At 59.9% G+C, this 14,805-nt stretch carries 12 protein-coding genes; 8 read left to right on the top strand and 4 right to left on the bottom strand.

The genetic code is table 11. The features are described from left to right. The first annotated feature begins 73 nt into the window (after positions 1 to 73). The 4 genes from HDC30_RS04935 to HDC30_RS04920 all read left to right on the top strand — a co-directional run bounded on the left by HDC30_RS04935 (position 74) and on the right by HDC30_RS04920 (position 4,064). Positions 74 to 310 carry a DUF1653 domain-containing protein gene (locus tag HDC30_RS04935; protein ID WP_027611446.1) on the top strand — a complete coding sequence of 79 codons (237 nt, stop codon included), beginning with the start codon at positions 74 to 76 and terminating at the stop codon, positions 308 to 310. A 114-nt stretch (positions 311 to 424) separates the two neighbouring features. Beyond that, positions 425 to 3,055: a type I DNA topoisomerase gene (topA, locus tag HDC30_RS04930; protein ID WP_027611447.1), complete on the top strand. Its 2,631-nt coding sequence runs from the start codon at positions 425 to 427 to the stop codon at positions 3,053 to 3,055. A 144-nt stretch (positions 3,056 to 3,199) separates the two neighbouring features. Then, positions 3,200 to 3,724 (top strand): DUF6586 family protein, encoded by a 525-nt coding sequence (locus HDC30_RS04925; protein ID WP_183781241.1) that lies wholly within the window; start codon positions 3,200 to 3,202, stop codon positions 3,722 to 3,724. 106 nt (positions 3,725 to 3,830) lie between these two features. Next, the gene (locus HDC30_RS04920; protein WP_003226592.1) at positions 3,831 to 4,064 is read left to right on the top strand and encodes a hypothetical protein; all 234 of its coding nucleotides are present in this window, start codon (positions 3,831 to 3,833) and stop codon (positions 4,062 to 4,064) included. 94 nt (positions 4,065 to 4,158) lie between these two features. Here the strand turns inward: HDC30_RS04920 and sulA are convergent, their stop codons facing one another. Then, positions 4,159 to 4,632, bottom strand: coding sequence for an SOS-induced cell division inhibitor SulA (gene sulA, locus HDC30_RS04915; protein WP_027611449.1), 474 nt, complete (start codon positions 4,630 to 4,632; stop codon positions 4,159 to 4,161). 10 nt (positions 4,633 to 4,642) lie between these two features. Beyond that, entirely contained in the window at positions 4,643 to 5,251 is a 609-nt protein-coding gene (gene lexA, locus HDC30_RS04910; protein ID WP_003226590.1) for a transcriptional repressor LexA, read from the bottom strand. 229 nt (positions 5,252 to 5,480) lie between these two features. Here lexA and HDC30_RS04905 point away from each other — a divergent pair, with 229 nt between their 5' ends. The 4 genes from HDC30_RS04905 to HDC30_RS04890 all read left to right on the top strand — a co-directional run bounded on the left by HDC30_RS04905 (position 5,481) and on the right by HDC30_RS04890 (position 11,409). Continuing rightward, positions 5,481 to 6,188, top strand: coding sequence for a TetR/AcrR family transcriptional regulator (locus HDC30_RS04905; protein ID WP_007961819.1), 708 nt, complete (start codon positions 5,481 to 5,483; stop codon positions 6,186 to 6,188). A gap of 158 nt (positions 6,189 to 6,346) precedes the next feature. After that, positions 6,347 to 7,357 (top strand): beta-N-acetylhexosaminidase, encoded by a 1,011-nt coding sequence (gene nagZ / locus HDC30_RS04900; protein ID WP_041068989.1) that lies wholly within the window; start codon positions 6,347 to 6,349, stop codon positions 7,355 to 7,357. Positions 7,358 to 7,368: 11 nt separating this feature from the next. Further along, complete coding sequence (locus HDC30_RS04895; RefSeq protein ID WP_027611451.1) at positions 7,369 to 8,106, top strand: S-methyl-5'-thioinosine phosphorylase; 738 nt, start codon at positions 7,369 to 7,371, stop codon at positions 8,104 to 8,106. A gap of 9 nt (positions 8,107 to 8,115) precedes the next feature. After that, entirely contained in the window at positions 8,116 to 11,409 is a 3,294-nt protein-coding gene (locus HDC30_RS04890; RefSeq protein WP_183781238.1) for a DEAD/DEAH box helicase, read from the top strand. Positions 11,410 to 11,534: 125 nt separating this feature from the next. Here HDC30_RS04890 and HDC30_RS04885 read toward each other — a convergent pair whose 3' ends face one another. Next, positions 11,535 to 14,225, bottom strand: a complete 2,691-nt coding sequence (locus tag HDC30_RS04885; protein ID WP_183781235.1) for a DEAD/DEAH box helicase — start codon at positions 14,223 to 14,225, stop codon at positions 11,535 to 11,537. An 11-nt stretch (positions 14,226 to 14,236) separates the two neighbouring features. After that, the gene (locus tag HDC30_RS04880; RefSeq protein WP_183781232.1) at positions 14,237 to 14,803 is read right to left on the bottom strand and encodes a CsiV family protein; all 567 of its coding nucleotides are present in this window, start codon (positions 14,801 to 14,803) and stop codon (positions 14,237 to 14,239) included. Positions 14,804 to 14,805 lie beyond the last annotated feature (2 nt).

Genomic DNA, 14,805 nt, shown 5'->3' with positions numbered 1-14,805 from the left:
CAGTGCCCCGGTTTTTGTTTTTGCGGATTTATTTTTGTATTTATTTTGAAAAAATTTGAGTGAGGGCCGAAGCATGCCGATACAACCTGGGCTCTACCAACATTACAAAGGTCCGCAGTATCGCGTATTCAGTGTTGCGCGGCACTCCGAGACCGAAGAGGAAGTGGTGTTTTACCAAGCCCTGTATGGCGATTACGGCTTTTGGGTGCGCCCTTTGAGCATGTTCGTCGAGTCGGTCGAGGTTGACGGCGAGCAGGTGCCACGCTTTGCTTTGGTGCACGCCGAACCGAGCCTTTTTTCCAAGGCATAAGGCGAGTGCGCACAGAACCCTGTGCTTGACCTCACCTTGTAGCCACTATATATAGCGGTGCCGCGTCAGGCGCCAACCGCCTTTCACTTCTAGAATTCAGGAATTTTCTGATCCATGGGCAAATCGCTGGTCATTGTGGAATCCCCGGCTAAGGCCAAGACCATCAACAAGTATCTGGGCAACCAATACGTGGTGAAGTCGAGTATCGGCCATATCCGAGACCTGCCCACCAGCGGTTCGGCTAGCGCCAGCAAAGAGCCAGCCGCCAAGCGCGGCAAGGCTGCCGCGGGCGAGGGGCCGGTGCTCACGCCGAAAGAGAAAGCGCGCAAGCAACTGGTCTCGCGCATGGGGGTCGATCCCGATCATGGCTGGAAAGCCCAGTACGAGATCCTCCCGGGCAAAGAAAAGGTCATCGAAGAGCTGCGCCGGCTCGCCAAGGATGCTGACACCATCTATCTCGCAACCGACTTGGATCGCGAGGGGGAAGCCATTGCCTGGCACCTGCGCGAAGCCATCGGTGGTGACGACAGCCGCTACAAGCGCGTGGTGTTCAACGAAATCACCAAGAAGGCGATTCAGGAAGCCTTCTCCGAGCCGGGCGAGCTGGACATTGATCGTGTAAATGCCCAGCAGGCGCGTCGTTTCCTCGACCGCGTTGTGGGTTACATGGTCTCGCCGCTGCTGTGGGCCAAGATCGCCCGTGGCCTGTCGGCCGGTCGCGTGCAATCGGTTGCCGTGAAGCTGGTGGTGGAGCGTGAGCGCGAGATTCGTGCATTCAACCCGGAAGAGTACTGGGAAGTGCATGCTGATCTTGGCACCGCCAAGGGTTCGACCGTACGTTTCGAAGTGGCGCGCGAGAAGGGTGAAGCCTTCAAACCGCTGAACGAAGCTCAGGCCACAGCCGCGCTGGAGAAGCTCAAGTCCTCCAGCTACAGCATCGTCAAGCGCGAAGACAAGCCGACCAGCAGCAAGCCGTCGGCGCCGTTCATCACGTCCACCCTGCAGCAGGCCGCGAGCAACCGCCTGGGCTTCGGCGTGAAGAAAACCATGATGATGGCCCAGCGTCTGTACGAAGCCGGCTACATCACTTATATGCGTACCGACTCGACCAACCTCTCGGCTGATGCCGTGGCAATGGCGCGTACCTATATCGAGGACGAGTTCGGCAAGAAGTACCTGCCGGAAACGCCGAACGTCTACAGCAGCAAGGAAGGCGCACAAGAGGCTCACGAAGCGATTCGTCCTTCCGATGCCAACACCACGCCAAGCAAGCTTGCAGGCATGGAGCGTGATGCTGAGCGCCTCTACGAGTTGATCTGGCGCCAGTTCCTCGCTTGCCAGATGCTGCCAGCGCAATATCTGTCGACCACCGTCAGCGTTGCCGCTGGCGACTTCGAGCTGCGTGCCAAAGGCCGCATCCTCAAGTTCGACGGTTACACCCGCGTTCTGCCGCAAATCACCAAGCCTGGCGATGACGATGTTCTGCCGGACATGGCGCAGGGCGATGCGATGAAGCTGATCAAGCTCGATCCGTCGCAGCATTTCACCAAGCCGCCGGCCCGTTACTCGGAAGCCAGCCTGGTCAAGGAAATGGAAAAACGCGGCATCGGTCGTCCTTCGACTTACGCAGCGATCATTTCGACCATTCAGGATCGCGGCTACGTGACCCTGCACAACCGTCGTTTCTACTCGGAAAAGATGGGCGATATCGTCACCGAGCGTCTGTCGGAGAGCTTCTCGAACCTCATGGACTACGGCTTCACCGCCGGCATGGAAGAGAACCTCGATGATGTGGCTCAGGGCGAGCGCGACTGGAAAAACGTGCTGGACGAGTTCTACGGCGACTTCAAGAAGAAGCTCGAAGTGGCCGAGAACCCGGAAAGCGGCATGCGTGCCAACCAGCCGGTCATGACTGATATTCCGTGCACCACGTGCGGTCGTCCGATGCAGATCCGTACGGCATCGACCGGCGTGTTCCTCGGTTGCTCGGGCTACAGCCTGCCGCCAAAAGAGCGCTGCAAGGCCACCGTCAACCTGGTGCCGGGCGACGAGATCGCTGCGGACGACGAGGGCGAGTCGGAGTCGCTGGTGCTGCGCGGCAAGCATCGCTGCCCGATCTGCAGCACCGCGATGGACGCCTACCTGCTCGACGAGAAGCGCAAACTGCACATCTGCGGTAACAACCCGGATTGCGCCGGTTACGAAATCGAGGAAGGCAACTATCGCATCAAGGGCTATGAAGGTCCGAGCCTGGAATGCGACAAGTGCGGCAGCGAGATGCAGCTCAAGACCGGCCGTTTCGGCAAGTTCTTCGGCTGCACCAACCCGACCTGCAAGAACACCCGCAAACTGCTGAAGAGTGGTGACGCGGCGCCGCCGAAGATGGACCCGGTGAAGATGCCTGAGCTGAAATGTGAAAAGGTCAACGACACCTACATTCTGCGCGACGGTGCTTCCGGTCTGTTCCTGGCGGCTAGCCAGTTCCCGAAAAACCGCGAGACCCGTGCTCCGCTGGTGATCGAGATTCTGCCGCACAAAGATGAGATCGATCCGAAATACCACTTCCTTTGCGAAGCGCCGCAGAAGGATCCTGATGGTCTGCCAGCGGTCATCCGCTACAGCCGCAAGACCAAGGAGCAATACGTGCAGACCGAGGTCGACGGCAAGCCTACCGGCTGGAAAGCGTTCTACGACGGTGGCAAGTGGACTGTTGAAGACAAGCGTACGAAAGCCAAGGCTGAGTAAGCGTTAGCCTGATCCACAAAAGGCCGCATGATGACTCTCGGGTTTTCATGCGGCCTTTTTGTTTTGTGCTTGCGGTCGGATCCGCTGATCCACGACACTGTCGGGTCTGTGTGACGCAATTATTTCGCTGTGGAGACTGCCGGCATGGCGCACGAACTCTATACCCGCACCAATCAGAAGATCTATTTCGCCGGCCTGTCGCTGGAGGCTCTGGCTCGCGCCGAAGAGGGGCGGGCGATGAATGCGTTGGCGCTGATTCAGGCTGGCCGTGAATCAGCATTGTTTCACCTCTATGGCGCGCTTCTGGGGCTGTGTCACGAGATCGCCGGTTTCTATCGTCTGCCTCAGGCCAATGCATCGCGAGCCGAAGCGTTGCTGACTCGCGAAGTCCTGGAATCGATTGCGATCCCGGAACTGGCCGAGATGGTTGAGCTGGCTGGTAACCCTGAAACCTGGCTGGCGAAATTGCTGGCGGCGCATTCGGCGTTGTTTCAGCCGCCACGGGTGCCCCACAAGCCCAAGGGTGATGTGACACAGCCATTGATTCAGGCCATTAATCTCGATGAAGAAGAGGCGCCGCAGGAGTTGAGTCGGGAAGAGCTGGAGAGCTGGCGGCAGAGTCTCAAGGGCCTGGCAATCCGTTTTCGCGAAGGCTTGAACGAATGCTGAGGACAATTGACACGGTGGCAATCTGAAACATGCTGCTGGTCAAGATCCCGAGCGAAGCCCGAATGATGTCTATATAATCCCTGCCTTTCGTGGAGAACAGACCTATATGCCAACGTCCTTTCTAGAAATTGTCGAGTTACCAGACGGCCGAATCGAACTGCGCAGGGCTGAGGACGAGGGTTCTCTGGTGACGCTGGATTTCTCCGAGGATGCCAAAGCATTCCTGCAAGGCCAGCATGTGGAAATCGCGAAAGCGATGTTGAGCGTCGGCGTACAGATGGCCGGCCGTATGGTCGAAGGCGAATTTGATAAGGAAGAAGGGCCGCGGGTTCTTCACTGAGATCCGCCTGTCGGCGCTTGCCGCTGCAACATCAGATCGGCTTCTCTGTCCCTGGAGAAGCCCTGCGCTTCACACAGCGCGCGTTACAAGTGAATCAACCCAATCGAATGTTCAGGCTCTGAGCGTCGCCCGTGCGGGCTGCGCTGATCAGTTGTTGCCGTGAACTTGTGTTCAGCGGATTGAGCCAGGTTACCACCGTATGGCTACGACCCAGGCGCAGTGCTTCGCAGGCCAGTTGCTGAGCGCTTTGCGCACCACGAGGTTGCAACAGCAGAATGCGTTCACGGTTCAGGCCGGCCTCTCGCAGCCAGATCTGGGTCAGGCTGGCTGGAGGGGTGATCAGCGTCAGCCAGCGAGCATCCTGATCCTCGCTCAGTTCGCGAAGGATCGGGGCCAGCAGGTTCAGGCAGTTCCCGGCCGCACCGCGCAGTGACAGCTCACTGAATACTTCCGGTTCGGCAATCCATGGGCGCTCGACCACATCTTTCAGGATCGGTGCCATCGGTTGTGCCAGAAACGCTTCGAATAGAGGCAGTTGTGTTTGCTGGGGTGTGTGTGGGAACTGCATAAAGCCTCCTTTAGCGGCGGATTACGCCGACACTCAAGCCCTCGATCACCAGTTCCTGATCTTTCAGGTCGACTTCGATAGGGGCGAACTCAGGGTTTTCGGCAATCAGCCAGACTTTGCTGCCTTCGCGCTTGAAGCGCTTGACCGTCACTTCATCGCCGATCCGTGCAACCACCACCTGGCCATTGCGTGCTTCGCGGGTGGTGTGAACCGCCAGCAGGTCACCGTCGAAAATGCCGATGTCCTTCATGCTCATGCCGTGTACGCGCAACAGGTAATCGGCCCGTGGGTGAAAGAACGCAGGATTGATGTTGCAGGACTCTTCGATGTGCTGCTGGGCGAGGATCGGTGCGCCGGCAGCGACCCGGCCAATGATCGGCAGGGTAGAGTCGTCAGCCTTGGCTTCGAAACCGGGGATGCGAATGCCGCGGGAGGCGCCCGGGGTCATTTCGATTGCACCTTTGCGGGCGAGGGCCTTGAGGTGTTCTTCCGCCGCGTTGGGCGACTTGAAACCCAGTTCCTGAGCGATTTCCGCGCGGGTTGGCGGGTAGCCGTTGTCTTCGAGGCAGCGTTTGATAAAGGCCAGAATCTCGGCTTGGCGTGGCGTCAGCTTTAGCATATTGATCGCTCTGTCTTTTTATACAGTGACTGGGATTATATACAGTGAAGCGGTCTTGGCAATGCCCGTTTTTTTGCAGCCCGCCGGACGGTCGGTTGCCGTGCTTATTAATGCGCCGGTCGAGTGTGGTTAAATAGCTGACCGACCATTCCCAAAACGAACTGGCAGGCTTGACAAGGCTTGGGCTGAAACGTATGTTTCAAACAAGTGTTTGTCAGGCGGAGTAGCCATGGCCCAGTCGGAAACCGTTGAACGCATTCTTGATGCTGCCGAGCAGTTGTTCGCGGAGAAAGGTTTCGCTGAAACCTCATTGCGTTTGATCACCAGCAAGGCCGGGGTAAACCTGGCGGCGGTGAATTATCATTTCGGCTCCAAGAAAGCGCTGATCCAGGCGGTTTTCTCGCGCTTCCTCGGGCCGTTCTGCATCAGCCTCGATAAAGAGCTGGAGCGTCGCCAGGCCAAGCCTGAAAACAAGCCGACCCTTGAAGAGTTGCTGGAAATCCTCGTCGAGCAAGCGCTCGTGGTGCAGCCACGCAGCGGTAACGACCTGTCGATCTTCATGCGTTTGCTCGGTTTGGCGTTCAGCCAGAGCCAGGGTCACCTGCGTCGTTATCTGGAAGACATGTACGGTAAGGTGTTCCGCCGCTACATGCTGTTGGTCAACGAAGCGGCTCCGCGCATCCCGCCAATCGAGCTGTTCTGGCGCGTGCACTTCATGCTCGGCGCTGCGGCGTTCAGCATGTCCGGGATCAAGGCCTTGCGCGCGATTGCCGAGACCGACTTCGGCGTCAACACCTCGATCGAACAGGTGATGCGTCTGATGGTGCCGTTCCTTGCCGCCGGCATGCGTGCCGAAACCGGTGTCACCGACCCCGCGATGGCGACTGCGCAGCTTCGCCCGCGTAGCAAATCGACTCCGGTGGCCGCCAAGGTTTAACCGCACACGGGTGGGCGCGGCTGCTTGTATCCGCTAAGCTAGCCGCCCATGCCGACTCTCGTTCTGAACCCGATCTCCATAGAAATTATTGGCCTGCCGAGCATTGCTCACGGTAGCGATTTCTGGCGGATCGGGTTTTTCGTTTTCAAGGAATCTCTATGACTGCTGGCCTGCAAGGCTCGTTGATGGTGGACGTCGCCGGTACCTGGCTGACGGCCGAAGATCGCCAATTGTTGCGCCAGCCCGAAGTGGGCGGCCTGATCATTTTCGCGCGCAACATCGAGCACCCGCGCCAAGTGCGCGAGCTGAGTGCTGCGATCCGCGCCATTCGCCCGGATCTGCTGCTGGCGGTAGACCAGGAGGGCGGCCGGGTGCAGCGTCTGCGTCAGGGCTTCGTGCGCCTGCCCGCGATGCGTGCCATCGCCGACAACCCGAACGCCGAATACCTCGCCGAACAATGCGGCTGGGTCATGGCCACCGAAGTGTTGGCGGTCGGCCTCGACCTGAGTTTCGCCCCGGTGCTGGATCTGGATTACCAGCGCAGCGCCGTGGTCGGCACTCGTTCGTTCGAAGGGGATCCCGAGCGCGCAGCGTTGCTCGCCGGCGCCTTCATCCGCGGCATGAACAGCGCGGGCATGGCCGCTACCGGCAAGCATTTTCCCGGTCACGGTTGGGCCGAAGCCGACTCCCACGTCGCGATCCCGAATGACGAGCGCAGTCTCGACGAGATACGCGCCAACGACCTCGTACCGTTCGCCAGACTCAGCAAGCAACTCGCTGCGGTCATGCCGGCGCACGTCATCTATCCGCAAGTCGATTCGCAGCCGGCCGGGTTCTCACGCCGCTGGTTGCAGGATATTTTGCGTGGCGAGTTGCAGTTCGACGGCGTGATCTTCAGCGACGACCTTTCGATGGCCGGCGCCCACGTGGTCGGCGACGCTGCCAGCCGGATCGAAGCCGCGTTGACTGCCGGTTGCGACATGGGCCTGGTGTGCAATGACCGCGCTGCGGCCGAACTGGCCCTGAGTGCTGCGCAACGGATGAAGGTCAAGCCGTCCGCACGCATTGCGCGGATGCGCGGTCAGGCGTTCGCCAGCACCGACTACCGTCAGGATCCGCGCTGGCTCACCGCCATCGGCGCGCTCAAAGACGCTCAACTGATCGATTAAGGATTTTTGCTATGACGGTTTATGCAATCATCGGTGGCACCGGCCTGACCCAGCTCGAAGGCCTGAGCATTCGTCAGTCGTTGGCGGTGGATACGCCTTACGGTTCGCCGTCGGCTGAAGTGCAGATCGGGGAATATGCCGGCAAGGAAGTGCTGTTCCTCGCCCGCCACGGCCATCCCCATCGTTTCCCGCCGCACAAGGTCAACTACCGCGCCAACCTGTGGGCGCTGAAGCAGGCCGGCGCCGAGGCGATCATCGCGGTCAACGCGGTGGGCGGGATCCATCCGGCCATGGGCACCGGGCATTTCTGTGTGCCACACCAGATCGTCGATTACACCAGCGGTCGCGAACACACGTTTTTCGCCGATGATCTGGAGCACGTCACCCATATCGATTTCAGCTTCCCTTACAGTGAGCCGCTGCGTCAGCAATTGATCGTCGCGCTGGCTGCCGAAGGCTGCGAATACAGCGATCAGGGTGTATACGCCTGCACCCAGGGCCCGCGTCTGGAAACCGTGGCCGAGATCGTGCGTCTGGAGCGCGATGGCTGCGACATCGTCGGCATGACCGGCATGCCGGAAGCGGCATTGGCTCGTGAGCTGGATCTGGATTACGCCTGCCTGTCGCTGGTGGTGAATCCGGCGGCGGGCAAGACCACGGCGGTGATCACCATGGCCGAGATCGAGCAGGCGCTGCATGACGGGATGGGCAAGGTGAAATCGACGTTGGCGCGGGTGTTGGCCAGCTAAGGACTGTCCATGAGCAGTTTCATCGAGCGGCTTAAAGGGCTGGCATGGACTCACGCATTCAGTAGCAAGGCGTTGGCCAAGGCCCGCGCTTATGCTGCCGATGATCGGGTAGAGATCATCGAGATCGATGACAGGAAAATCGAGGCGTTCTGCGTCGGTTCGGAAACACAGGCGTATGAACAAAGCATCTACCTGTCCGATGATCGCCTGGGATCGGTTAATTTGCGATGCTTATGCACCTGCCCCGTCGCGATTGATTGCAAGCACTGCGCGGCGGTGCTCTATCACCTACAGGGCATTGACGACGATACGTCCGAAGGTGACGCACAGATCCCCTTGGGTCGGGCGCTGGAGCATTGGCTTTCGACAGTCCCCGTCCCGGCCAGGCCCGTCGACGAAGGGGCGCAAACCGCGGGCACGCGCCTGTTTTACAAACTCAAACCCACGTCTGCGAACGGCAAGTGGTTGCTTGATATTTTCAAGGTCTATCAGCTCAAGAGCGGCGAGTTACGCGAAGTAAAACCGCTGTATTCGCTGTCGGACATGCTCATGCGTCAGCCCGGTTATCTGTCCGAACTGGATCTGCGCGTCGCCAGGCTGTTGGTCGCCATGCATTCCCATCACGCCTACTACAGCGGCTATCCGCTGGAAGGCAGCAGTGGCGCGGAACTGCTGGAAATGCTCCTGCGCACCTCGCGCCTGTTCCTCGACTTCGAAAACTTGCAGCCACTGACGCCGGGCGCGAAACGCATGGGTCTGTTCTCTTGGGCCGAGCAGGCCGATGGTGGGTTCCGCGCCCAGTGGAGCAGTGCCGAGGCTGCGCAGGAAACCGTGCTGGCGCTGGAGCCGCTTTATTACATCGATCGTGAGCAGCGACAGGTTGGCCCTCTGTTCAGTGAGTTGGAAGAAAAACTGGCCTGCCATTTGACCCTCGCCCCAGACATCCCGGCGCGTCAGGCGATGCAGTTCAGCCATCGCATGAGCGCGATGACCAAAATCCCGCCGCCGCACAAGCTCACCGAACGAATCATCGATGACGTGCTTCCGCAGCCGCAACTGACCTTGGTCGGCGGCCGGGAGCGTTCGCGCTGGGAATACGTTCTGGAGCACCGCGCCGCTCTGGTGTTTACCTACAACGGTCATCCGGCGGTGGATCGTAATCCGGAAGTGATGATCCTCAATGGCACTGAAACCCAGCGCATTCGACGCCAGCCTGCGATGGAAAAGAAGCTACGCCAGAGCCTGCAAAAGCACGGCTTCAAAAAAGCCACGCGCAAGAGCGCTATGGATCGTCTCGGCGAGATGTTCACCTTGCCGGATGATTCCGCCTGGCTCGGATTCATGCATGAAGGGCTTGCCACACTGCGCGCCGCGGACTGGGAAATCGAAATCAGTCCCGGCTTCCATTTCGATGTGCAGCCGGTCGAACACTGGTACGCGGAGGTCGAAGAAGAGGCCGGGCATCAATGGTTTGATCTGCAACTGGGCATCGTCGTCAATGGCGAGCGCTACAGCTTGTTGCCGATCCTTCTGCATCTGTTGCGCACCCAGCCACGTTTGCTCGACCCGGTGAATCTGGCGCAACGCAGCGACGACGAAAAACTCCTGATCGAACTCAAGCCCAGCGGTTTTGGCGACCCGGCAGGCGCCAAGGTGGCGTTGCCGCTGAGTCGGGTCAAACCGCTGATGGCGACGCTGGGCGAGCTGTACCTGGGCGGACATCAGGGCGATGCGCTGCGCTTGACTGTTCCAGACGCCGCGCGCCTGAGTATGCTCGATGGCATGCCACTGGAATGGCAGGGCGGCGAACGCCTGCGCACTTTTGCCAAGCGGCTGCACAATTCCAGTCACACCCATATTGCTGCGCCGGCCGGCCTTAATGCGCAACTGCGCCCATATCAGCTCGAAGGCCTTGGCTGGATGCAGACTCTGCGGGAGCTGGAGGTCGGCGGCATTCTTGGCGATGACATGGGCTTGGGCAAAACCCTGCAGACCCTGGCGCATCTGCTCACGGAAAAGCACGCCGGTCGCCTCGATTGCCCGGCACTGGCGGTGATGCCGACCAGCCTGATTCCCAACTGGCTCGACGAGGCCCAGCGCTTCACGCCTCAGTTGAAGGTTCTGGCGCTGCATGGGGCCGGGCGGCAAAAAGACTTCGCCAATCTCGCCGAATACGACTTGGTGCTGACCACTTACGCCTTGCTGCCCAGGGATCTTGAAACGTTGCGGCCGCAGTCGTGGAGCGTGCTGATTCTCGACGAAGCGCAGAACATCAAGAACCCGCTGAGCAAAGCGGCGCAGGCCGCACGTGACTTGCAGGCCCGTCAGCGCTTGTGTCTGAGCGGCACGCCACTGGAAAACCATCTCGGCGAGCTGTGGTCGCAGTTTCATTTCCTCATGCCTGGCTGGCTGGGCGACAGCAAGTCCTTCAACCGCGATTACCGCACACCGATCGAGAAGCATGGCAATGTCCAGCGCATGCAGCACCTGACGGCGCGCATCAAGCCGTTTTTGCTGCGTCGCAAGAAAGATCAGGTCGCCACTGAGCTGCCGCCGAAAACCGAAATCATCCATTGGGTTGAACTCAGCGACGGCCAGCGCGACGTCTATGAAACGGTGCGCGTGGCGATGGACAAAAAAGTGCGCGATGAAATTGCCCGCAGTGGTGTGGCGCGCAGTCAAATCATCATTCTTGATGCCTTGCTCAAGCTGCGTCAGGTCTGCTGCGATCTGCGGTTGATCAACATGCCTCTCACGGCGAAGGCATTGCGCTCAGGCAGCGGCAAGCTGATCAGCCTGATGGAGATGCTCGAAGAGTTGCTCGGCGAAGGTCGGCGCATCCTGCTGTTCTCCCAGTTCACCTCGATGCTGGCGCTGATCGAGCAGGAGTTGCAGCAGCGCGCTATCGGTTATTCGTTGCTGACTGGCGACACCACCGACCGGCGCACGCCAGTCAAGAATTTCCAGGGCGGCAAGGTGCCGTTGTTCCTCATCAGCCTCAAGGCTGGCGGTACCGGTCTGAACCTGACGGCTGCGGACACGGTGATCCACTTCGACCCGTGGTGGAACCCGGCGGTGGAGAGTCAGGCAACCGATCGCGCTTATCGTATCGGGCAGAACAATCCGGTGTTTGTTTACAAGCTGATCGCTCGCGGCTCGGTAGAGGAAAAGATACAAGCGTTGCAGCAGGAGAAAGCAGCGCTGACCGGGGCGGTGCTTGAAGGTGGTACGACGGGTGGATTCAAACTGGAACAGAGTGATATCGAAGCGCTGTTTGCGCCGTTGCCCGCTTCCAGGCAGTAAGCTTCAGTTTGAACCTTCAACTGAGGTGATCCGTTCGCGAGCAGGCTCGCTCCCACAAGGAGAAATGCGATCCAACTGTGGGAGCGGGCTTGCTCGCGAAAGCTATCTAGCAAACACTGCACATCTCAGCGCTTGTCGAGCTTATCCGGCAGCGGCGCAAACAGCGCTTCGATGTCATCGCTCTGCAGTTTCCAGTCCCCGGCCTTGCGCCCATCCAGTACGCCTGCCGCCAGGTCGGATTTTTCCTTCTGCAGGTGCTGAATCTTCTCTTCCACCGTGCCGCGGGCAATCATCTTGTAGACGAACACCGGCTTCTCCTGGCCGATTCGATAGGCGCGGTCGGTTGCCTGGTTCTCGGTCGCCGGGTTCCACCACGGATCGTAATGAATCACCGTATCCGCTTCGGTCAGGTTCAAGCCGACGCCGCCGGCCTTCAGGCTGATCAGAAAAATCTGACGTTTGCCGCTCTGGAATTCCTTCACCGGCGTGCGCCGATCGCGGGTCTGGCCAGTCAACAAGGCGTAGGCAACGTTGCGTTTCTTCAGTTCGTCCTCGATCAGTGACAGCATCGAGGTGAACTGCGAGAACAATAGAATCCGCCGACCTTCTTCGAACAACTCTTCGAGCATTTCCATCAGGCTGTCGAGTTTGCCCGAGCTGCTGCCACGGGCGGGCAGGGTGGCGTCGTTGACCAGGCGCAGATCGCAGCAGACCTGACGCAGCTTGAGCAGGGCTTCAAGAATGATGATCTGGCTGCGCGCCACGCCTTTGCGAGTGATCTCATCGCGGACTTTCTTGTCCATCGCCAGGCGCATGGTTTCGTACACGTCGCGCTGCGCCTCATTGAGATCGACCCAGTGGATGATCTCGGTTTTGGGCGGCAGTTCGGTGGCCACCTGTTCCTTGGTGCGGCGCAGCAGAAACGGTTTTATCCGACCATTGAGGTGCTGCAGCCTGACTTCGCTGGCGCGCTTTTCGATCGGCACGCGGTAGTCGGCATTGAAGCTTTTGACATCGCCCAACCAGCCCGGCAGCAAAAAGTGGAACAACGACCACAACTCGCCGAGGTGGTTTTCCAGCGGTGTGCCACTCAGGCACAGGCGCTGGCGCGCGTTGAGTTCGCGAGCGGCCTGCGCGGCCTTGCTGTTAGGGTTCTTGATGTACTGCGCTTCGTCGAGCACCAGAACGTGCAGCGGCTGTTGTGCCAGCCGTTCGACGTCCTTGGGCAGCAGTGCATAGGTGGTCAGGATCAGGTCGAAGTCGGCCAGATGCTCGAAATGCTTTTTGCGGCCGGCACCGTACAGCGCGACCACTTTCAGTTGCGGCGTGAAGTGCGCGGCTTCGTCGAGCCAGTTCGGGATCAGGCTGGTGGGCATCACCACCATGCACGGTCGATCCAGACGCCCGGCGTTTTTCTCACTGAGAATATGCGCCAGGGTCTGTAAGGTTTTACCCAGACCCATGTCGTCCGCCAGAATCCCGCCGACCTCAAGCTGACGCAGGGACTGCATCCAGCTCAAGCCTTCGAGTTGATAGGGACGCAGCGTCGCGTTCAAGCCCTTCGGCGCTTGTGCACTGTAGTCGCGGATGTCGCGCAGGCGTTGGGCGAAACTTCGAATCTGTTCGCCACCCTCCCACAGCAGGGGAATGCCTTCCAGCGAGTTGAGCCGTGTGGCGTCGGCCTTGCTCAGGCGCAGGGTGGTTTCGCCCGGCTCCTGCAAGTAGAACTCGCCCAGCGTTGCCAGTACCGGTTTTAGTCGGCCAAGGGGCAGCGCCACTTGCAGCGGCCCGTGCTCACTGTTGCGTTGCGGCACATTGACCAGAATCAGCTCGTCATCGCGGCGCCGCGCCAGGCGTTCCGGGTTGAGGATTTCCGTGTGCGAGCGCATCAGGTTGAGCAGGATCGGCAGCAGGCTCAGGCGCTCACCATTGACGATGATCCCCAATTCCAGATCGAACCAGTCGCGTTCCGGCGCCTGTTCGACGGTGGCGTACCAGTCGTCGACGGCGGTCAGGTCGAAGCCGAATTCCTCGTCGATCTGCAATTCCCAGCCTTGGGTGCGCAGCTTCGGCAGTTCGTTGAGGGTAAACGTCAGCCAGGCGCTGTCGTTGACCATCTCGTACAGCTCGCCGGCGCTTTCCGGCAGCGCTTTGCTCTGGCGCGTGGCGATACGGAAGCCGAGGATTCTTAACTGTTCGCGGTAGGACTGTTCCACTTCCGGATGGCGTTTTATCCGCAGGATCTGGGTTTCCTGGCGAATCAGAATGTCGCTGTTTTTCTGCCCGCTGACGTACTCATCCAGATAGCTGAACGACAGCGCCGCCCGATGCTGAATATAGCGCTGCATCTTGCCGTTGCGCGGCTCGAACGCGCTGAACTCGACGCTGGCCAGCCACAGGCGCGGCAGCGGTTGCACGTTGTCCACCAGCACTTGCGGCGGCGCTTTGGGGTTACGGTTCTCCAATACGGCCTGGAGTTTTTCCAGCAGTTCGGCGTCTTTCGCTGCGGCAGGGTATTCGAGGGTTTCCTGCACTTGCAGGAGTACTGCGGCGCAGTGTTTGCAGTTATTGCGCACCGGGCAGGTGCAGGTGGCGTCAACCAGCAGCAGGGTGTCTTTGGCTGACTCGCGCAGGTGAATGGTCTGACGGTAGACATTACCGCCAGAGCCTTCGCAACTGGCGGTGATGGTCGCATCGCCGACCTGGGCGATGCGTACCCGGTTCTCCAGGGCGTAGCGGCGGCCACGCTCCAGGCTCTGTTCCTTGAATCGGCTGACCCAGGAGGGTGCCAACGGTTTACTCAGGGGCGGGGACATAAGGACTTCGATCAGTCCGGAATCGCTTCAGGGGCTTGCCGTGGGGCGGGCGCCGTCAGGGACGTGATCTTGATCAGCAGCGCCAGGTGGCCGTTGTCGAGATAGTTGAGCTGGCCGTTTTTGGTGTGGCTGTCCTGTTTCAGGTGTTCGCTGGCAGTGACCATGCCGTTGGCGTCGATCTGGTTGACCCAGAAGTCGGCGTTCACGTCGGTAAAGCGCCCGAGTTTCATTTCCAGCGTGCCCTCGATCGGGAACTGGCCGAACTGTTCCTTGCCGTCGCTGACTGCCACCTTGGTCGGCGCTTCGCCGAGGGGCTGCTGCCAGGCCTTGTGCATCAGCACACTGTAATCACCGCTGGCGCTGAGTTTGCTGGCAACGTCGCCGAGCGCAGGTGTGCGCAGGCTGTCATCACCCAGGCGTTGAGCGCCGGCGGCCCAGTCTTCCGGGGCGGCGCGGCTGACGATAGCCGGCACGGCGTTCTGGCGCACCAGAATCATTTCGACCTGATACAGGTCATCGGCGAAAACCGAAGGGGCTACCAAGGCAAGTAGCAAAGTCAGTGAGCGAAACAGGCGCATGC

This window comes from Pseudomonas sp. JAI115, assembly GCF_014200835.1.
GTDB classification, from domain to species: Bacteria; Pseudomonadota; Gammaproteobacteria; order Pseudomonadales; family Pseudomonadaceae; genus Aquipseudomonas; species Aquipseudomonas putida_A.
The sequence above is the reverse complement of the archived record's forward strand: the minus strand, read 5'-3'. Positions and strand labels throughout refer to the sequence as shown.